The following is an 18,201-nucleotide window of genomic DNA, read 5'->3' as shown; positions in this document are numbered from 1 at the left end:
AGCTCGCCGTACGGGCGCACCACCTGCCTTGCAGACCTGCGGACCGAGATGGTTCCTCGGTACGAGCTACTGCCCGGCCGTACGGGAGCCGTCGCCGAGGATCGGGGCAGGTGGCCGGGGTGCGTCGGACCGCCGGGGTACGGCGCGGCCGAGGTGCAGGAAACGTGCCTTGCCGTGACCGTCGTCGCCGACGAAGGTCTGCGTGCGGTGGATGCCCTGGTTCGGCTGGGCGGTGACCAGGGTGTCGCCCTGGTAGGGCAGGAGCTGGAAACGTTGCGGTGGGGCGAAACCGGCGAACTCCCCGATGGGGACGTGTTCGGCCCAGATGGCGCCGCTGTCGTCTTGGCTGATGGTGATGTCCGCGGTCGAGTCGCCGTAGCTGCCGAGGTAGCGGCTCGCGTCGATGGGGCCGGGGCTCGGGGCAGGCAGCTCGGGCAGTTCGATGCCGGCGAGTTCGCGCAGCACGTGGCGGAGGAGTTCGTGGTGCAGGGGTACGCCCTGGCCGCCGTTGGTGAGCAGCGCGACCGCGATGTCCTGTTCGGGGATGAGTCGCAGGAACGCGGATTGGCCGATGGTGTCGCCGTTGTGGCCATAGATGGTGTGCCCGCCGACGTGGAAGATCTCCCAGCCGAGTGCCCACGCGTCGCCGTGGCCGGTGAAGGGGAAGGGGATTCGCACGTTCTCGGTCCGCATGGCGTGGACGGCCTCGGCGCCGAGCACGCCACCACCGTCCCCGCCGTCCCCGCCGCCGGGCAGCTGGCTGCGGGCGAAGGTGAGCAGGTCGCGTGCGCTCATCGTCAGTGCGGAGCCTGCGGGCGCGAGGGAACGGGGCAGTGCCCAGACTCCGGCCGGTTGGGGCGGAGCTTCGGTTCCTGACGGGAAGTGGCCGACCGCGGCCCGATGCAGGATGGCTTCCGCCGCGTCGGTGGCGGTGTGCGCGAGTTCCAGCGGCTGGATGAGGTGTTCGCGCAGGCACTGGATGTACGGCTTGCCGCGCAGGATTTCGACGATCCGGCCGATCACGACGAATCCGGCGTTGTTGTAGGAGAACAGTTCGCCCGGTTCGAAGAGCTGGGATGCCTTGTCGAGCAGCTCGACGTACCGGGCGATGGCGTCGTCGCCGCGACCGGTGTCGGTGACCGTGTCTCCCTCGAACCCCGCGGTGTGGCACAGCAGGTGGCGGGTGGTGATCAGCGCGGCCGCGGACTCGTCCGCCAGCCGGAATTCCGGCAGGTAGGCGCGGACGGGCAGGTCGAGGTCGAGTTTCCCGTCCTCGACCAGTTGCAGTGCCAAGGTGGCCGTCCAGACCTTGGTGATGGAACCGATCTGGAACAGCGAATCGGTGGTCACCGGAACACCGGTGCGGGTATTGAGCACGCCTGCCGCGCGTTCCAGGTGTTCCCCGTTCGCGTACACGCCGATGACCGCCCCTGGCACGCGGTGCTCGGCGATCAGTTCGGGGAGTCGTTCGCCGAGCCAGTCCGCCAGTGTGTCGAGTTTCGTCATTGTTGTCCTTCTCTGGGCAATTGATCAGCTTCGACTGCGCTACTGAGGCGGGAGCAAGGATGAGCCGAACGCCGCCTCGACGATCTGGTCGCAGACGGGGTACCAGTTCCAGTCACCGTTGAGATGCATGGCGACGATGAGCCCGCTGTCGGGAGTGCCCAGGGCCACGCTGACGGTGCCTCCCTCCACTCCAGCCACGACGTGGAGCATGCGGCCGTCGGCCAGCGCCCATTGGGCCACCCCGGTGCCGTACCGGGCGTTGGGGATCCAGTCCCTGGTGGGGACGGTGCTCCACATCGTGCGATGCTGCGCGGGCGGCAGCAGGGAGCCGGTGATCAGCGCGCGCAGGAGCCGGAGCAGGTCGCTGGTGGTCGAAACGACGCCACCGGCGGCCCACGTGGGAATGGTCCTGTCCGTGACGTCGACCGGATCGTCTTCGGGGCCCGCCAGGAGCGACAGGTAGTTGTCGGGCGTGAGGCTCTCCGGGTCGACGCCGTCCCTGATGTACATCTTCGAGTAGGCCTTGGTGTGCGGCCCCCGGTACCGCCGCTCGGCGAAGGTCCGCGCATAGGAGGTGGTCAGCCCGAGCGGCTGGATGACCGTCCGGTCGATTTCGTCCTCATAGCTCCGGCCGGTCACCTTCTCAATGATCGCTCCGGCGATGTGGTAGCCGCCGTTGGCGTAGGCGAAGTCCTCACCCGGCGCGTACATCGGCGGAATGGCCATCTGGAGCTTCAGCAGCTCGTCGACGGTCCGGACGTCGTAGCGGTGCTCGGCGAACCCGGCCCGGGTGTGATACTGGCGCACCACCTCGACGCTGAGGCCGGTGATCCCCAGGCCGCTGGTGTGGGTGAGCAGCTGCCTGATGGTGATCTTGCTGCCGTCGTTGCCGTTGCCGCCGACCACGCCGGGCAGCCAGGTGTCCACCGTGTCGTCGAGGCTCAGCCTGCCCTCGGCCTCCAGCGTCAGCATCGCGGCGGCGGTGAACGCCTTGCCGATGCTGCCGGCGTGGAATTGCTCCCCGGGTTCGCGGCGGCGGCCGGTCTCGAGGTCGGCCACCCCGGCCGAGCCGAACCAGGTGCCGTTCTCGTCCTGGACCTCGGCGACGACGCCGGGAGCGCTCTGCTCGGCCACCGCCCGGTCCAGCACCTCCTGCACTCGCACGTGCCTGGCGTTCGCGGAACTGGTCATTGGTGCACTCCTGGTGGATGAGAACCGCCCAGACTCCAGACCGAGCGGTTCGCCCGTCGCTCCTGCGACGACGGCGAGCTCGGCAAGGGCCGGGATTTCGCCTCCCACGCTGGGGCGCGGCGCTGACAAGCGGGTGACAGCACGGTGATAGACCGCGTCTACCAGCGGTGATTACTCCCCGGACCGGGAGGCGCGCCGAACCCGCTCGGCCGTACGAGGGAGGCACCGCCTCACAGCGACGCCATTTCGGTCAGCCGGTCGATGACGTCCTGCCGGGGCACTTGCGCGCCCCGTTGATATGCCCTGTCGTATTCAGCCGATCCGAGCCGTTCGGCCAAGGAGGCGGCGAGCTCGCGAAGCTCAGGATCACCGTGGTCGAAGGTGCCACGGACCGCCTGGCTCATGCCGAGCGCGGTGGCGGCGCCGCCCGGTTCGCCCTCGAGATAGAGCAACCTGGCCAGCTGCTGAGCTTCGAGGGCCAGGTCACGCTGCGCGGCCGCTGTTCGGACGATGTCGGGAAGGAGGTCGCGGGCCCGTTTCGCATCTCCGGCCGTCAGCAGGTTCGCCATCCGGACACGGAGCACGAAGCCATTGATCGCGTTGAGTGGGAGAAGAAGGCTCTCGTGGGCGACTCGCCGGGCCCGATCGAGTTCTTGATCGGCCCGTCCCACCTCGCCGGCGCGGCGGTACAACTCCACCCGAGCGGCCATGACCTCAAGCTGCTGCGGTTGCCGCCCACTCTCCCAGGCCGCCCGTTCGGCGATCTCGATGTCCCGCCGGGCACCGGCCGGATCTCCCGCCCGCATCCGTTCCACGGCGAGCCCGATCCGATGGGTGATCTCATGCTGGGGGGTCAGCGCGACGCTGCGCTCGTAGGCGGCGATCGCTCCGTCGTGGTCGCCGCGAAAGGAGCGAGACTGCGCCACCATGGTCAGTACCAGCGCCGTGCACAGCCCGTCGCCGGTCGCCTCGAACGAGTGGAACGCCCTCTCCAACGCCGTCGCGGCCGCTTCCCAGTCGCCGCGCTCGTTACCGATGAGCACCTCCACGAAGAAGGTGCAGGCGATGGCCCAGGAGTCGGAACGGCTCCGCACCCGGGCCATCTCGCGTTCGACCAACCCGTCCAGGCCGGCGGCGTACCCCATGATGAGCGTCGTCATCAACAGGGTGGGGTGGCGTTCCAGGGCGCCGGTACGCGCGCACTCCTCGATGAGGGCCCTCACTCGGTCGCACGTGACGGCCGGCTCATCGTCCCCCGATACGTGCAGGACCTCGAAGGCGGCTCGGGCGTCGGGGGGAAGCTCTTCGCCGAATTCCAGCACCCTGGCCACGAACGCCTCGCCCCGCGGTTCGTAGCGCGCCATCCGCCAGTACCAGTGCAGCGTGGCGAGGATCCGGGCGGCGGTCGTGGCGTCGTGATCGTCGATGGCCGTGCGCAGTGCGTAGACGAGGTTGTCGTATTCGGCGTCGAACAGCCGCAGCGACTTTTCCTGCTCATGGGAGCGCATCAGCGGTTCGTGTTCCTCGGCGAGGTCGGCGAAGTGACGCGTGAACCGATCCCGCGTCGTCTCCCGTTCGCCGGCGAGGTCGAGTTTTCCGGCGGCGTAGGCCCGGATGGTCTCCAGCATCCGGTAGCCGCCCGCGGTCCGCTCCACGATGGACTTGTCGACCAGGGAGTCGAGCACGTAGGCGATGTCCCCCGGCGGTAGCGTCCGGTCGGAACAGATCGCTTCGATGGCGGCGGCGCCGGTACGAGCGGGGAACACCGAGATACGGCGGGCCAGGGTCCTTTCCTCGTCGGCGAGGAGATCCCAGCTCCAGTCGATGACGGCGTGCAGGGTTTGCTGGCGGGGCTGGGCGCTCCGATTGCCCGAGGCCAGGAGGCGGAATCGGTCGTCCAGCCGCTGCGCGAGCTGATCGGCGTCCATGGTGCGGAGCCGGGCGGCGGCCAGTTCCAGGGCGAGCGGGAGCCCGTCGAGACGCCGCACGATGTCGATGACGGGCTCATCGTCAAGCGTGATGCCGGGGCGTACGGCCGTCGCCCGGTCGGTGAAGAGCCGGATGGCGGCCGGTTGAGGGAGCGGGCCGAGCCGGCAGATCGCCTCGCCGACGATGTTGAGGGGTTCTCTGCTGGTGGCCAGGATCGTCAGGTACGGCTGGCGCTCCAGCAGTCGGCCGGCGAACTCGGCCGCCGCCGCCACGAGATGCTCGCAGTTGTCCAGCACCAGCACGGCTTCGGCGCCGCCGAGCAGCTCGGCCACCCGATCCACCGGCTCTGCCGACCCGCCGCCGAACGGCCGCGTGCCCGGGGAGCTCAGCGCGCCCAGCACGGCCTCGGTCACGACGTCGGTTCCGGCCAGCGAAACGAGCCAGACGCGACCGCGGCGGTGGGTGCGGTGGCGGGACGCGGCTTCGAGAGCGAGCCTGGTCTTGCCGGCACCGCCAGGGCCGACGACGGTGACCAGGCGGAAGGTCTCCACCAGTCCGCTGAGCAATCCGAGTTCGTCGTCGCGGCCGATGAAGCTGGTCAGCGAGGCGGGTAGCCGACCGGGCTCCGGCTCCGTCCGTGCCCGCGGCACCTCTCGCTCACCGCGCAGCACCGCCAGATGGACGGCCCGCAGCTCTTCGGAGGGGTCGATGCCGAGCTGGTCGGCGAGGGTGCTGCGAACCTGTCCGAACACCCTCAGGGCATCGGATTGGCGACCCGCGGCGTGCAGGGCACGCATGCGCAGGGCGGCGAGCCGTTCGCGCAGGGGGTGCTCGGCGGCGACCGCCTCCAGGTCGGCGAGGATGTCGGCATGGTGGCCCAACCGCAGTCCGGCGTCGAACCGGTCCTCCGCCGCCGCGATGCGCAGTTCCTCCAGCCGGGCGGCAGCCGTACCGGAGAACGGGGCGTCGAGCGCGTCCGCCAGCGCAGGACCCCGCCAAAGCGCGAGCGCTTCGCCGAGATGTGCGGCGGCCCGGTCGGGACGGTCGGCGGCGAGTTCTCGATGACCGCGGGCGGCGAGATCCTCGAACCGGTTGGCGTCCACCTCCTCGGCCCGCACCCGCAGCCGATAGCCCGTGGCCACGGACTCGATCGCCCCGCTGCCCAGAGCCCTGCGCAGCCGGTATACCAGGGCGTGCAGCGCCTTGGCGGCCCCTGCGGGCGGGTGCTCCCCCCACAGGGCATCGACCAGCGACTCCGCCTGCACGACCTGGCCCACCGAAAGGGCAAGCCGCGCGAGTAGTGCCCGGAGCCTGGCGCCGCCGATATCGATCGGGGTCCCGTCATCGGCGTGCACCTGGATCGGCCCGAGCACCGCTACCCGCACGGCTGCCCCCTTCCCAAAACCCGTCTCAGACTAGGGGGCGCGGGAATCGACGGGTCACAGGATGAGGAAGACGAAGATGACGCAGACGACGATGTTGATCAGCCAGCCGTGGGATCCCATCCAGTCCCGGACCTTGGGCATCACGACCGTGGCCCGCCGCCGGAACAGCAGGTAGCTCAGCAGCGGCAGGGCGGCGATCAGCAGGGTCGCCAGGAGGAACGGTATCGCCGCGCTCAGCGGGGAACCGCTCTGCGCCAGGTTCACGCCGACGGTCAGCATCGCCATGATGTCGGTGGGCATCAGCAGCACCAGCAACAGACCGGTGATGAAGGCCTTGCCCGTGCCCGCCTCCAGCAGCGTGCCGAGCCATTTGGGCGGCTCGGAGGTCTCCCGCCCCAGATAGTTCTTGATCGCCACGACCACCAGCAGACCGACCAGAACGAACTGGATGATCTTACCGAGAGACCCCTTGTCGTGGGGATCGCCCAGCGAGACGGCGCCGGCGAACCCGTGCGCCAGCGCCGTTCCGGTGACCGCGGCGACCGCTACGCCTGCCAGATAGGCGAGTGAGACCCGCACCGCGTACCGGTGGGTGACGAGGATGATCGCCGACATGATCTGCGGACCCGCCATCATGGTGACGGCCAGTGGCAGCACCTGCAGACTCATCGGTACCTTCCCGCCATAACCGTCGAGGCGGAGAACCAGGCTCTCCGCCTCGCATCCGGCGCAACCGCGACGCCTACCGGGCGCCGCTTCTGCCGAACGTGCTCATCTCCCTGCCGTGTACGGCCAGCGCGTAGATCACGAGCACATCGACGGCGATGATGATGATCGACCAGAGCGGGTAGGCGGGCAACCAGGCGAAGTTCACGAGTGCCTGGATGGCGGCGAGAACGATACCCACCACGCGCCCCCACGTCCTGCCCGCCAGGACGGCGGCACCCGCGAGGGCGACGACCACACCCATGATCAGATGCGCCCATCCCCAGGCCGTGTAGTTGACCGGGATCGCCAGGTCATTGGCGGTGACGAGGTAGAAGTCGGTGTTGAAGACGCCTACCAGGCCCATCAATGCCTGGAAGCATCCCAGGACCAGCATCGTGATACCGGCGAAGATCACCCAGCCTATCCAGCCCGTGGGCCGGGGCTCCTCAGCCTGCGTCGGCTGCGCCGGCTGTGCCGGTTCCATCCCTTGACGCGCCTGGGGCACCGTCGCCGAGGTCTGATCCCGGGGCCCTTGCTGTGTCCGCCCGTAGCGTGGGTCTGTCATGGTCGGTTCCCCTCCGCACGGTCCGGCGCTCCCGAGGTCGTCCGTGTCCGCGGTCTCATCTCCATCGACCGTCCGCGCGTTGTCCGGGATTCGGCGGTTCCCCCGCCCTTCCCTCTCCCTTACCCGAGCCCCTCCACATCCTTCGCATATATCCCCAAAGATGCACAAATAGGTCGTTACCCCTATTTGAAGCATCCGCAGACCGGTGTTCCGCACCGAACGCAACGCTCCCGCGCCTCGGATGCCCGGGTGATACCGAGACAGCGATCCTTATGATCCTTTAACATCTGTGACTCTAAAGTGCTAGCAGGCTAGATAAATGGAGCAGCCGGTGATCGAGTTCCATCTGGACGGCAGGTCGGGCGTGTCGCCGTACCTCCAGCTGGTCCAGCAGGTCCGACACGCGCTGCGGCTCGGCATGCTCCGCGAAGGCGACCAGCTGCCGACCGTGAAGGAGGTGGTGGCGCGGTTGGCGATCAACCCCAACACGGTGCTCAAGGCCTACCGGGAGCTCGAGCACGAGGGCCTGGCTTCCGCCCGGCCGGGCGTCGGGACGTTCGTGACGAAGACACTGACCGACGCCTCGCTGGCCGCGCACGGCCCGCTGCGGCTGGACCTGCAGCGCTGGCTGGCCAAGGCCCGCCGGGCCGGCCTCGACGACGAAAGCATCGAGGCCCTCTTCATGACCACCTTTCGGACCACCGCTCAGGAGGACATAGCGTGAACGCTGTCCTGCAGGCCCAGGGACTGGGCAAGAAGTACGGCAAACGCTGGACGCCACGCGAGTGCACCATCGACATCCCGGCAGGGCACGTCGTCGGGCTGGTGGGTCCCAACGGAGCCGGCAAGACCACGCTGCTGAAGCCGGCCAAGGTCGGCTTCGTCGCCCAGGACCTAGCCCTGGCCTACATGGACAAGCACACCGCCGACCGGCGAGTCGCCCTGGAGGTGCAGCGATGATCTGGCTGACCTGGCGCCAGTTCCGCGGCTCGGCGGCGATGATGGCTGCCCTGCTCGTCCTCCTCGCCGTCGCCCTGGCCCTGACCGGCCCCGGCTTGGCCGCCGACTACTCCGCCGGGATCGCCGCCTGTACCCAGGACAACACCTGCGACCGCTTCTACGACCAATTCTTCGACGAGTACCAGACCCCCTTCATGGCCGTCAGCCTCGTCGTGCTGCTCCTGCCCGCTCTTGTCGGGCTCTTCTGGGGAGCACCGTTGATCACCCGCGAGCTGGAGGCGGGCACGCACCTGATGGTGTGGAACCAGAGCGTCACCCGCGGCCGCTGGCTGGCGGTCAAGCTCGGACTCACCGGCTTGACGGCCATGGCCTTCGCCGGCCTGTGCGGCCTCATGGTGACCTGGTGGTCCGACCCCCTGGACAAGTCGGCCGCTGAAAGCCTCGCCCTGATGGCTCCCCTGGTGTTCGGCGCGCGCGGCATCGCCCCGATGGGATATGCGGCCTTCGCCTTCGTCCTGGGCATCACCGTGGGCATGCTGGTGCGCCGCACGCTGCCCGCCATGGCCCTCACCCTGGCCGCCTTCGCCGCGATCCAGCTCGCCATGCCGCTGCTGGTCCGGCCCCACCTGATGCCCCCGATCACCGCAACCTTCGAGCTCAGCCAGGCGAACGTGGACGGGTTCTACGTGTCACGGGACGAAGGCGGAACTGCGAGCATCGTGCTGGAGTCGGCCGTTCCCGACCACGCTGGCGCCTGGGTCCTGTCCAGCAACCTGCTCGACCCGTCCGGGCGCACGATCGCCGGCAGCGGCGAACCCGGCACCGTCCAGGTCTCCACCACGTCGGGACCCTGCGCACCGATGGGACCGCGGGGCATGGGCGGATGCACGGTCGAGATCAACCGGCTCGGCTATCGGCAGCAGGCGACCTACCAGCCCCTTGAACGCTTCTGGCCGTTCCAGTGGATGGAGACCGGGATCTACGCCCTGTTCACCCTCGGCCTCACGCTCCTGTCCTTCTGGTGGATCCGGAGACGCCTGTCATGACCGCCCTCAGAACCGCGACCGCCGGGCTCGCCGTCCTCATGCTCGGCGGCCTCGGATTCGCACCCTGGCAGTCCAGAAGTGGACATCGTTGGCGGATGCGGCTTAGCGCTGGGTAAGTAGTGAATTCTCATCCCTTCACGCGATAGGGCCACGCATGACCCCCTCGGCCAAACGCCTCGCCCTCGCCGTCGTCACCGTCGCCGCGCTGGCCGGGGCACTGCTGCCCGCCACGGCCGCGCACGCCGGCACCTATACCTGCGCCGGCGGGTCCCGGCTCCTCATGTCCGATCTGGTGGGCTACATCATCATCGGCAACGGCTGCACGGGGGCGGGATCGGGAGCCGGGTCGGTCACGATCACCTCGGGCGGGTACGCCGGCACGTATGGCTGCGATCAGGTCACCCTGACCCCGAGCATCGGCCTGCTGAGCGGTCTCGGCTGCTGACGTAACCCTTGCGCCGCGTTATCCCTACCCGGCGTTAACCCTGCGCCGCATTCGTTGGCCAGGTCGGCGAGGGCCGGCCGTACCGCTCAGGTCGTGCTCCGGGGTTCGGCCGCTTGCGCTCTCTCCATGGGTACGGCTGCGCCGTGGGACTCCCAGTCGTGGCCGGGGTCTGTCCAGGGACACGGCCGGGTGGTGTGCGTGGCTGGTCGCCGTTACGGCCGAACGGGAACATACCGCGAATATACCGTACCTCCCTATATTTGCCCTTTGTTCGCAACCGAATCATCCTCGACACGAGAGGGCACAGTGCAAATGGCAAGCATCCTGCGGAAGGCCGCGATCTTCGGAGCTCTGGGGCTGGCGTTGTCGATCATCCCGGCGGCCACCGTCTCGGCCTCGGCAACCAGTGGGCAGCGGGAGCTCAACGACAGCAAGTGCGCAGACGACGACACCGACTACGAGTACTACGGGGTCCTCAGGGTTTTCTACACGCCGGACAGCAACTCTAAAGTTGACCATGTCGACAAGATCGACTACTTCCTGGGCACCGAGAACGGCCGGAAGCTCGGAAAGAAGAGCAATGTCAGATTGAGGATTCGCGAGTCCCTGCCCGATCGGGCCGACAAGACGCTGTGGGAGTGGAACTCCGGAGACGACATCAAGCCAGGCTGGCACTCCAAGAAGCCCTACAGGAACGTGGCCTACAAGAAGAGGTGGCACGTCGACGCCAAGTTCACCTTCGACGTTTCCGGCATCGACCCGCGGAGTGTCTGCACCACCAACAAGGCCTGACGCCACGTGACGGGGGTGCCGCGGCACCCTCACTCGCCTAGGAGAGGCATCTGTGATGTCCCGAGCCGTGCTCGCCCTGCTGGTGTTCCTGACCGGCTGCAGCACCGCGACCGCTCAGCCGGAGCCCGACGCGCGACCGCCGGCGATCGTGGCCGTGTCCGCGGAGGGCGCCGTGGTGGCCGACAACCGGGGCGAGGCGTTCTACGGGCTGGACCGGGCGGGCAGGGAGGTCTGGCGGGACACAGCGGCCTACTCCGAGGGTGCCGACGTGGTCTGCCAGGCGCGCTGCCCCGACCCCGTGTTCTCCGGTGCGGCAGAGGGCCCCGATCCTGAGCCGCGTTCCCTCTCCGGCGCGTTCGCGAAGTCCGATGCCCCGATCAAGCGGGTGTTGACGGCACGTGATGCCTCCGACGCGGTGATCGTCGAGAGCGACGGCTCGGAAAAGGGCAGGCTGCGGCTGATCCGGCCAAAGGGCAAGGAGAAGCGCATCCCGGTGGACAGCGGCTTCTCCTGGGCGGAGGACGCGTCCAGGACGATCGCGGTCGCGTCCACCGGGAAGCAGGTGCTGTGGTTCCGGCACGATCGGCGGGGCTGGCGCGAGACCTCCCGCAACACGATCGGTGAACCGGCCAGGGCGATCTGTACGTCGGGCACCACTGCGGTGGTCACGGGGGAACGCGCCTACCTGCTGACCCCCTCGGGCAAGCCAGTGCCGATCACCACCAGCCTCGAAGCCGTCGCCGGATGCGCCGCCGGGACGAAGGGCCTGGTCGTGTACGCCCACTGGAAGGACGGCAAGGACAGGCGGTTCACCGGCATCCGAGGTGTCGACCCCCTCGGCAAGCAGACGTGGACACGCGAGATCGCCGACGAGGCGCAGATCCGCGCCCATCCCTCCGGCGCAACCTTCGTGATCACCTACGGCGGGACGGCCGAGGTGGTCGACGGATCCGGCCGCTCGGTGGCCACGCACCCGGGCACCGCCTCTGCCGCCTACACCGCCGACGGCGCGCTGGCACTCCTGACCACCGCAGGAAAACTGCGCTGGGTACACGCCTCTTGACGACTTCTGTCATGCAGTTCTAATGCCATCGTCACATTCCGCCTGGTCGGCCGGGGACGGCGCGACCTACGCTGAGAGACATGGAGGAGGCTCTCGCCCGCCGGAGGTTCGCCGGGGCCCGGGTCGCCAGGCTGGCGACGGCCGGCGGGAACGGCGTGCCGCATCTGGTGCCGGTGACGTTCGCGCTCGACGGGGACCGGATCCTGCTCGCCGTCGACCACAAGCCCAAGACGACGACCGACCTGCGCCGGATCCGCGACATCCGGGAGAACCCCAGGGTCTGCGCCCTGGTCGACCACTACGACGACGACTGGGCCACGCTGTGGTGGGTCAGGGCGGACGGCGAGGCGACCGTCACCGAGGGCCCCGCCGGACCGGCCGTGGCACTGCTCGCCGCGAAATATCCGCAGTACGGCGAGCGCCCACCGGCCGGGCCGATGATCACCATCGAGATCACCCGCTGGTCCAGCTGGTCGTACTCGGGCGACTGAGAGCCCCAGACCCCGCCACGGGCCCCGCCACCCCACCGACCGGGCCGTGACCGCGTCACAGACCGCTTAACGCCACAAACCACGCCACCGCCACGCACAGACCACGCCACGCCACGCCACGCCCCCGACCGCGCCACAGACCGCGCCACAGACCGCGCCACAGACCGCGCCGCAGTCGGTGTCACAGGCCGCCGAACCAGCCGGGCATGTCGAGCCGGAAGGCGTCGGTCGGGGTCATCGTGCGCAGGTCCTCCTCCATCGCGCGCAGGCGGTCCTCTCCCAGCGTCCGCGCCCAGCGGGCCCGCAGGTCCTCGAAGATGTGCGCCGACCGCGTCAGGGAGTCGATCCCCCGCTCGGTCAGCCGCACGATCTTCTTCCGGGTGTCGTGCGGATCTCGTGCCCGTTCGACGTAGCCGAGGCGTTCGAGGGTCTCGATCGTCTTGCCCGCCGCCTGCTTGGACACGCCCAGCCGGCGGCCCAGGTCGACGGCGGTGGTGCCGTGGGCGCCGATGGCCTGCATGGCGAAGCCGTACATCGGCCGGACGTGGGGGTGTCCCTGTCGGGCGAGCTCTTCGTGCAGCTCGTCGATGATGACGCGGAAACCGAGGAACAGCCGGAGCGGGAGCTCGAAGCCGGGGATGTCACTTGACACGATAGACAACCTGGTTAACTATATAGACAACAACGTTGACCAAGTCTAGGAGATCATCGACATGTCCGTCACCCATTCCACCGAGGCGCGCCGGACCGAGACGCCCAACGGCGTGATGACCACCCTCGCCTCTCCCACCCAGGGCGGCGCGTCCCAGTCCCTGTGGCGCGTGGATTTCGCGCCCGGCAGGGAGGGTCCGCTGCACGCCTGCGACAGCGAGCAGGTGTGGACCCTGCTGACCGGCAGCGCGGTCGTCGAGCTGGGCGGCGACCGGTTCACGCTCACCACGGGCGACACCGTCGTGATGCCCGCCGACGTCCCCCGCCAGATGTTCTCCGACCCGCTGACCGGTTTCTCCGCCATCGTCACCGGCCCCGGGACCAGCGAGGTCTACAACCCGGGCGGCGTCTCGGCCGCCGACGCGGGCGAGCTCGCCCCCAAGGACGCCGCGCGCATCGTGCCGCCCTGGGTGGCCTGACCACGACAGGGGCCCATCCGGACAGTACGGCTCGCAGCGGGCGAACCCAACGAGCACCACCCTGGAAAGCTAAATAAGCCCCAATAACCTGACATGTCACACTATGGTCGGTGACCTTCGACCACACCCGGCGTGCCTGTTACACCGGGCTCGTCACCCAGGCCATCGTCAACAACCTGGCCCCCCTCCTGTTCATCGTTTTCCAGACCCGCTTCGACGTGCCACTGGAGATGCTCGGCCGGCTGGTGCTGCTGAACTTCGCCACCCAGCTGATCACCGACATCGTGGCGGTCAGGTTCGCCGACCGGATCGGCTACCGCGTCCCGCTGGTGGTCGCGCACGTCCTCTCGGTGACCGGGCTGGTGCTCCTGGCGGTGGCGCCTGCCGTACTGCCCTCGCCGTACGTCGGCCTGTGTGTGGCGATCATCGTCTACGCGGTCGGCGGCGGGCTGCTCGAAGTGCTGGTCAGCCCGGTCGTGGACGCGCTGCCCAGCCCGCAGGAGGGCAAGGCCGCGGCGATGAGCCTGCTGCACTCCTTCTACTGCTGGGGGCAGGTCGCCGTGGTCGCGGGCAGCACGGTGCTGCTGGCGGGGATCGGCCAGGACGCCTGGTGGATTCTGCCGCTGACCTGGGCGATCGTGCCCCTGGTCAACGTGTTCGCGTTCCTGCGGGTGCCGCTGCCGCCGACCGTCCCCGACGAGCACCGCACGTCGCTGCGGAACCTGTTCGGCGTTCCCGCCTTCGCCATGGCCCTCGTGTTGATGCTGGCCGCGGGAGCCGCCGAGCTGACCATGTCGCAGTGGTCCTCGCTGTTCGCCGAGGAAGGGCTGGGCGTCTCCAAGGTGTGGGGGGATCTGGCCGGGCCGTGCCTGTTCGCGGTGCTCATGGGCATCGGCAGGATCGTCTACGGCCTGTGGGGGGAGCGGATTCCCCTGGTGCCCGCGATGGTGTTCTGCGGCACCCTGGCGACGGTCTGTTACCTGGTCGCCAGCCTGTCGACCGAGCCGCTGGTCAGCCTCGTCGGGTGCGCGCTGTGCGGCCTGGCCGTCAGCCTGCTGTGGCCGGGCACCTTCAGCCTGGCCGCCGGGCGTTTCCCGTTCGGCGGCGCGGCCATGTTCGGCGTGCTGGCCGTCTTCGGCGACGCGGGCGGCGCGATCGGCCCCTGGGTGGCGGGAGCAGTCGCCGACACCGCCGACGTCATCGGCCTGGCCGCCGTGCTGCCCGGCGACGGCGGTTCGGGGCTACGCGCCGGCATCCTCGTCGCCACGGTCTTCCCGCTCGCCGTCGTGATCGGCACCCTCCTCTACCGGGCGACCGCCCGGCGGACGACCGAACTGGATCTGAAGGAGGCCCGGTGACGGTTCGGCGCCCAGAGCCAGTGATCAGTCCTGAGCGCGACGTCACCTGAGCAGCGCGACGTCACCTAATGCGGTGTCCACAAACCTTCGCCGGGGTCCAAGCGGCTCCGGCCTCGGCGATCACGGCTCCTGGAGCCGGTGAACGTTACTGGACACCGCACTAAGCAGCGCGACGCCGCCTAGACCTTGAAGGCGAGCTGGACCAGGCGCTCGGCCAGGTCGTCGTCCAGCGGTCCGCCGGTCATGAGCCTGCGGTACATGATGGTGCCCGCCCACAGGTCCTGGATCAGGTCAGTGTCGAGGGTGGCGGGCAGGTCGCCGCGGTCGACGCCGCGGTGCAGCGCGGCGGCGATGTTGCCGCGCTTGCGCCACAGGAACACCTCGCGGAACCGGGCCAGCAGTTCGGGGTGCCGGGCCAGGTCGGCGGCCAGCGCGGGCAGCGCGATGGCCAGGCCGGCGTCGGCGTAGTTGTCCATGGTCATGTCCACGGCCCGGCGCAGTTCGGCTCGGGTGTCGCCGAGGTCGGGAATCTCCTCGCCCTTGAACACCTCGGCCAGCGCGTCGGCCAGCAGTGCCTCCTTGTTCGGCCACCACCGGTAGATGGTCGACTTGCCCACGCCCGCGGCGGCCGCGACCGCCTCCATGGTGAGCGCGGAATAACCGCGCCCGGCCAGGACCTCGCGGGCGGCCTGGTGGATGCGGGCGGCTCCGCGCGGGCCCGGGGTCTCGTCGCTCATGAAACGAAACGATACGACCCGTTTCATTTCTCGGCAACCTGCGCTACGCTCGAAACGAAACGAAACGTATCGTCCCATTCGGAGCCAATCATGCTGCACGGCTACACCCTGCCCCTGTCCCCGCGCGGCGAGGCCGGCCTGGCCCCCGCGCCCCCCTGGCACTACGCCGGCGACGTGATCGGGGTGGAGTTCTGGACCACTCCCGAGGCCGCGACCGCCACCCTGCCGCCGGGCCTGAGCCCGGATCCGTCCGCGCCCGGCCACGGCACCGCCATGTTCATCGACTGGCAGTTCTCCGCCGCTGACGAGGGCTACCTCGACCCGGTACGCAGCCAGTACCGCGAATTCATGGTCCTCATCGACGCGCTGTGGCAGGACACACCCGTCTCCTGGTGCCCGTACATCTACGTCGACAACGACTCGGCGCTGGCCCGCGGATGGATCCAGGGCTTTCCCAAGAAGCTCGGAGCCGTGCACCAGACCAGGGCCTTCGCCACGTCAGGACCGGCCACGCCGCAGGTCGGCCCCGGCGGCCGGTTCGCCGCCACCGCCTCGACCGCCGGGCAACACATCGCCGAGGCCCTCGTCACCCTGGACCAGCCCGTTCCCGACGCGGCATCCCTGATGACCCGCCCCACGGTCAACCTGCGCCACTTCCCCCGCCTCAGCGCCGGCCTGCACGACAAGCCCGCCGTACACGAGTTGGTGATGGCCGTGTTCGACGACCTGCGCGTCGACAACGCCTGGGTCGGGGCCGGCGAGCTGACCTTCCTTCCCGCCCGCGGTGAGGAACTCGCCGACCTGGCTCCCGTACGCACCGGCATGGGCTTTCGCGCCTCGCTGTCCTACACGGTCAACGACCTGCACATCCTCGACCACTGATCGCCGTCCGCCCGGCCTCATGGGCCGGTACGCAGGAGTCGTGCACCGAAAGGGTCCGCATGACCGACCCTTCCGGTGCACGACTGGATCCACCGGCTGGTGGTGAATCGTCAGGTCTGGGCGGTAACGGGCTGGTCGAACTGGGTGCGGTAAAGCTCCTCGTACCGGCCGCCCGCCGCGATCAGCTCGGTGTGGGTGCCGCGCTCGACGACCCGGCCGTCCTCGATCACCAGGATGAGGTCGGCCGCCCTGACGGTGGACAGCCGGTGCGCGATCACCACGGCGGTACGGCCGGCCAGGGCCTCCCCCAGCGCCTCCTGCACGGCGGCCTCGGAGGTGGAGTCGAGGTGCGCGGTGGCCTCGTCGAGGATCACCACTCGCGGCTGGGCCAGCAGCAGCCGCGCGATCGTCAGCCGCTGGCGTTCGCCGCCGGAGAGCCGGTAGCCGCGCTCGCCGACGACGGTGTCGAGGCCGTCGGGCAGCGACGCGATGAGCGTGTCGAGCCTCGCCCGGCGCAACACCTCCCAGAGGGCCTCCTCGTCCGCCTCCGGCCGGGCGAGCAGCAGGTTGTCGCGGATGGACTCGTGGAACAGATGGCCGTCCTGGGTCACCATGCCGAGCGTCTCGCGCACCGAGTCGGCGGACAGGTCGCGCACGTCCACCCCCGCCAGCCGTACGGCGCCGGCCTCGACGTCGTAGAGCCTGGGGACGAGCTGGGCGATCGTCGACTTGCCCGCGCCCGACGAGCCGACCAGCGCCACCATCTGGCCGGGTTCGGCGGTGAAGGACACCTCGTGCAGCACCTCGACGCCGCCGCGGCTGTCGAGTTGCGCCACCTCCTCCAGCGACGCGAGTGACACCTTGTCCGCCGACGGGTAGCCGAACCTGACTCCGTCGAGCTCCACCGACACCGGGCCGTCCGGCACCCGCTTCGCGTCCTCCTTCTCGGTGATCAGCGGCTTCAGGTCGAGGATCTCGAAGACCCGCTCGAAGCTCACCAGCGCGCTCATGACCTCCACCCGGGCGCTGGCCAGCGAGGTCAGCGGCGCGTAGAGGCGGGTGAGCAGGAACGCCAGCGTCACCACGGCCCCGGGGTCGAGCTGCCCGCGCAGCGCGTAGAAGCCGCCGAGGCCGTAGACGAGGGCGAGGGCCAGCGCCGAGACGAGCGTGAGCGCGGTGATGAACACCGACTGCACCATCGCCGTGCGCACGCCGATGTCACGCACCCGGCGCGCCCGCGCGGCGAACTCCGCCGACTCCCGCTTCGGACGGCCGAACAGCTTCACCAGGGTCGCCCCCGGCGCGGAGAACCGCTCGGTCATCTGGGTGCTCATCGTGGCGTTGTGGTTGGCGGCCTCCCGCTCCAGCCGGGCCAGCCTGGTGCCCATCCGCCGGGCGGGGAACACGAAGATCGGCAGCAGGACGAGCGCGAGCAGGGTGATCTGCCAGGAGATCTGCACCATCACGACCAGGGTGAGGCCGAGCATCACGATGTTGCTCACCACCCCGGACAGGGTGTCGCTGAAGGCCCGCTGCGCGCCGATCACGTCGTTGTTCAACCGGCTGACCAGCGCGCCGGTCCGCGTCCTGGTGAAGAACGCGATCGGCATCCGCTGCACGTGGTCGAACACCGCCGTGCGCAGGTCGAGGATCAGCCCCTCGCCGAGGCTCGCGGACAGCCAGCGGGTCAGCAGCCCGAGCCCGGCCTCCGCCAGCGCGATGACCGCGATGATCCCCGCGAGTCCCGCCACGACGTCGAACGCGGCCCCGGCGACGATCGCGTCGACCACCCGGCCGGCCAACACGGGCGTCGCCACGGCCAGGACCGCCATCACCACGCTGAGCAGCAGGAACTTCCACAGCATCGCGCGGTGCGGCCGGGCGAACCGGGCTATCCGCAGCAGGGTGGCCTTACTGAAGGGCCGCCGGTCCTGTTGCGCGTGCATCGCGTGGTACAGCGAGTTCCACGCAGTCACTTCCATGTCCATCTCACACCTCGTCATCGGGTCGGCG

At 69.4% G+C, this 18,201-nt stretch carries 18 protein-coding genes; 10 read left to right on the top strand and 8 right to left on the bottom strand.

Features of this window, described 5'->3' with window-relative positions; all coding sequences use genetic code 11:
• Window positions 1-66: 66 nt before the first annotated feature.
• The 5 genes from MBA17_RS21405 to MBA17_RS21385 all read right to left on the bottom strand — a co-directional run bounded on the left by MBA17_RS21405 (window position 67) and on the right by MBA17_RS21385 (window position 7,134).
• A complete protein-coding gene (locus MBA17_RS21405) occupies window positions 67-1,506 on the bottom strand; it encodes a serine hydrolase domain-containing protein (RefSeq protein ID WP_238498292.1) in 1,440 nt (479 codons plus the stop codon).
• Window positions 1,507-1,545: 39 nt separating this feature from the next.
• Window positions 1,546-2,697, bottom strand: a complete 1,152-nt coding sequence (locus tag MBA17_RS21400; RefSeq protein WP_238498291.1) for a serine hydrolase domain-containing protein — start codon at window positions 2,695-2,697, stop codon at window positions 1,546-1,548.
• A 230-nt stretch (window positions 2,698-2,927) separates the two neighbouring features.
• Window positions 2,928-6,011: an ATP-binding protein gene (locus MBA17_RS21395; protein ID WP_238498290.1), complete on the bottom strand. Its 3,084-nt coding sequence runs from the start codon at window positions 6,009-6,011 to the stop codon at window positions 2,928-2,930.
• 54 nt (window positions 6,012-6,065) lie between these two features.
• Window positions 6,066-6,680 (bottom strand): GAP family protein, encoded by a 615-nt coding sequence (locus MBA17_RS21390; protein WP_238498289.1) that lies wholly within the window; start codon window positions 6,678-6,680, stop codon window positions 6,066-6,068.
• A gap of 73 nt (window positions 6,681-6,753) precedes the next feature.
• Window positions 6,754-7,134 (bottom strand): DUF7144 family membrane protein, encoded by a 381-nt coding sequence (locus MBA17_RS21385; protein WP_238498288.1) that lies wholly within the window; start codon window positions 7,132-7,134, stop codon window positions 6,754-6,756.
• A gap of 469 nt (window positions 7,135-7,603) precedes the next feature.
• Between MBA17_RS21385 and MBA17_RS21380 the strand changes: the two genes are divergently transcribed.
• The 7 genes from MBA17_RS21380 to MBA17_RS21350 all read left to right on the top strand — a co-directional run bounded on the left by MBA17_RS21380 (window position 7,604) and on the right by MBA17_RS21350 (window position 12,081).
• Window positions 7,604-8,008 (top strand): GntR family transcriptional regulator, encoded by a 405-nt coding sequence (locus MBA17_RS21380; RefSeq protein ID WP_238498287.1) that lies wholly within the window; start codon window positions 7,604-7,606, stop codon window positions 8,006-8,008.
• On the top strand, window positions 8,005-8,244 hold the full coding sequence (locus MBA17_RS50495; RefSeq protein WP_238498286.1) for an ATP-binding cassette domain-containing protein: 240 nt from the start codon (window positions 8,005-8,007) through the stop codon (window positions 8,242-8,244). The genes MBA17_RS21380 and MBA17_RS50495 overlap by 4 nt, the downstream gene beginning before the upstream one ends.
• Complete coding sequence (locus MBA17_RS21370) at window positions 8,241-9,290, top strand: ABC transporter permease (protein ID WP_238498285.1); 1,050 nt, start codon at window positions 8,241-8,243, stop codon at window positions 9,288-9,290. The genes MBA17_RS50495 and MBA17_RS21370 overlap by 4 nt, the downstream gene beginning before the upstream one ends.
• Window positions 9,291-9,444: 154 nt before the next feature.
• Complete coding sequence (locus MBA17_RS21365) at window positions 9,445-9,735, top strand: hypothetical protein (RefSeq protein ID WP_238498284.1); 291 nt, start codon at window positions 9,445-9,447, stop codon at window positions 9,733-9,735.
• A gap of 312 nt (window positions 9,736-10,047) precedes the next feature.
• Window positions 10,048-10,527: a hypothetical protein gene (locus tag MBA17_RS21360; RefSeq protein WP_238498283.1), complete on the top strand. Its 480-nt coding sequence runs from the start codon at window positions 10,048-10,050 to the stop codon at window positions 10,525-10,527.
• A gap of 55 nt (window positions 10,528-10,582) precedes the next feature.
• Window positions 10,583-11,590 (top strand): hypothetical protein, encoded by a 1,008-nt coding sequence (locus MBA17_RS21355; RefSeq protein ID WP_238498282.1) that lies wholly within the window; start codon window positions 10,583-10,585, stop codon window positions 11,588-11,590.
• An 80-nt stretch (window positions 11,591-11,670) separates the two neighbouring features.
• Window positions 11,671-12,081 carry a TIGR03668 family PPOX class F420-dependent oxidoreductase gene (locus MBA17_RS21350; RefSeq protein ID WP_238498281.1) on the top strand — a complete coding sequence of 137 codons (411 nt, stop codon included), beginning with the start codon at window positions 11,671-11,673 and terminating at the stop codon, window positions 12,079-12,081.
• A gap of 181 nt (window positions 12,082-12,262) precedes the next feature.
• Here the strand turns inward: MBA17_RS21350 and MBA17_RS21345 are convergent, their stop codons facing one another.
• The gene (locus MBA17_RS21345; RefSeq protein WP_238498280.1) at window positions 12,263-12,733 is read right to left on the bottom strand and encodes a MarR family winged helix-turn-helix transcriptional regulator; all 471 of its coding nucleotides are present in this window, start codon (window positions 12,731-12,733) and stop codon (window positions 12,263-12,265) included.
• 61 nt (window positions 12,734-12,794) lie between these two features.
• On the opposite strand from MBA17_RS21345, the gene MBA17_RS21340 reads away from it, so the two are divergent.
• On the top strand, window positions 12,795-13,211 hold the full coding sequence (locus tag MBA17_RS21340) for a cupin domain-containing protein (protein ID WP_238498279.1): 417 nt from the start codon (window positions 12,795-12,797) through the stop codon (window positions 13,209-13,211).
• A 110-nt stretch (window positions 13,212-13,321) separates the two neighbouring features.
• A complete protein-coding gene (locus tag MBA17_RS21335) occupies window positions 13,322-14,569 on the top strand; it encodes an MFS transporter (protein WP_238498278.1) in 1,248 nt (415 codons plus the stop codon).
• Window positions 14,570-14,748: 179 nt separating this feature from the next.
• Here MBA17_RS21335 and MBA17_RS21330 read toward each other — a convergent pair whose 3' ends face one another.
• Entirely contained in the window at window positions 14,749-15,306 is a 558-nt protein-coding gene (locus MBA17_RS21330; protein ID WP_238498277.1) for a TetR/AcrR family transcriptional regulator, read from the bottom strand.
• Between the two features lie 90 nt (window positions 15,307-15,396).
• Here MBA17_RS21330 and MBA17_RS21325 point away from each other — a divergent pair, with 90 nt between their 5' ends.
• Window positions 15,397-16,188, top strand: coding sequence for an acetoacetate decarboxylase family protein (locus MBA17_RS21325; protein WP_238498276.1), 792 nt, complete (start codon window positions 15,397-15,399; stop codon window positions 16,186-16,188).
• A 110-nt stretch (window positions 16,189-16,298) separates the two neighbouring features.
• Here MBA17_RS21325 and MBA17_RS21320 read toward each other — a convergent pair whose 3' ends face one another.
• Window positions 16,299-18,176 carry an ABC transporter ATP-binding protein gene (locus tag MBA17_RS21320; RefSeq protein WP_238498275.1) on the bottom strand — a complete coding sequence of 626 codons (1,878 nt, stop codon included), beginning with the start codon at window positions 18,174-18,176 and terminating at the stop codon, window positions 16,299-16,301.
• Between the last annotated feature and the right edge of the window lie 25 nt (window positions 18,177-18,201).

The organism is Dolomitihabitans soli (assembly GCF_022213955.1).
Classification (GTDB): Bacteria; Actinomycetota; Actinomycetes; order Streptosporangiales; family Streptosporangiaceae; genus Streptosporangium_A; species Streptosporangium_A soli.
The sequence above is the reverse complement of the archived record's forward strand: the minus strand, read 5'-3'. Positions and strand labels throughout refer to the sequence as shown.

Excerpts from the sequence above, each read along its gene's own strand:
- MBA17_RS21405 (WP_238498292.1), bottom strand. The coding sequence starts at position 1,506 with ATGACGAAACTCGACACACTGGCGGACTGGCTCGGCGAACGACTCCCC.
- MBA17_RS21400 (WP_238498291.1), bottom strand. The coding sequence starts at position 2,697 with ATGACCAGTTCCGCGAACGCCAGGCACGTGCGAGTGCAGGAGGTGCTG.
- MBA17_RS21390 (WP_238498289.1), bottom strand. The coding sequence starts at position 6,680 with ATGAGTCTGCAGGTGCTGCCACTGGCCGTCACCATGATGGCGGGTCCG.
- MBA17_RS21380 (WP_238498287.1), top strand. The coding sequence starts at position 7,604 with ATGGAGCAGCCGGTGATCGAGTTCCATCTGGACGGCAGGTCGGGCGTG.
- MBA17_RS21370 (WP_238498285.1), top strand. The coding sequence starts at position 8,241 with ATGATCTGGCTGACCTGGCGCCAGTTCCGCGGCTCGGCGGCGATGATG.
- MBA17_RS21365 (WP_238498284.1), top strand. The coding sequence starts at position 9,445 with ATGACCCCCTCGGCCAAACGCCTCGCCCTCGCCGTCGTCACCGTCGCC.
- MBA17_RS21360 (WP_238498283.1), top strand. The coding sequence starts at position 10,048 with ATGGCAAGCATCCTGCGGAAGGCCGCGATCTTCGGAGCTCTGGGGCTG.
- MBA17_RS21355 (WP_238498282.1), top strand. The coding sequence starts at position 10,583 with ATGTCCCGAGCCGTGCTCGCCCTGCTGGTGTTCCTGACCGGCTGCAGC.
- MBA17_RS21350 (WP_238498281.1), top strand. The coding sequence starts at position 11,671 with ATGGAGGAGGCTCTCGCCCGCCGGAGGTTCGCCGGGGCCCGGGTCGCC.
- MBA17_RS21340 (WP_238498279.1), top strand. The coding sequence starts at position 12,795 with ATGTCCGTCACCCATTCCACCGAGGCGCGCCGGACCGAGACGCCCAAC.
- MBA17_RS21330 (WP_238498277.1), bottom strand. The coding sequence starts at position 15,306 with ATGAGCGACGAGACCCCGGGCCCGCGCGGAGCCGCCCGCATCCACCAG.
- MBA17_RS21325 (WP_238498276.1), top strand. The coding sequence starts at position 15,397 with ATGCTGCACGGCTACACCCTGCCCCTGTCCCCGCGCGGCGAGGCCGGC.
- MBA17_RS21320 (WP_238498275.1), bottom strand. The coding sequence starts at position 18,176 with ATGGACATGGAAGTGACTGCGTGGAACTCGCTGTACCACGCGATGCAC.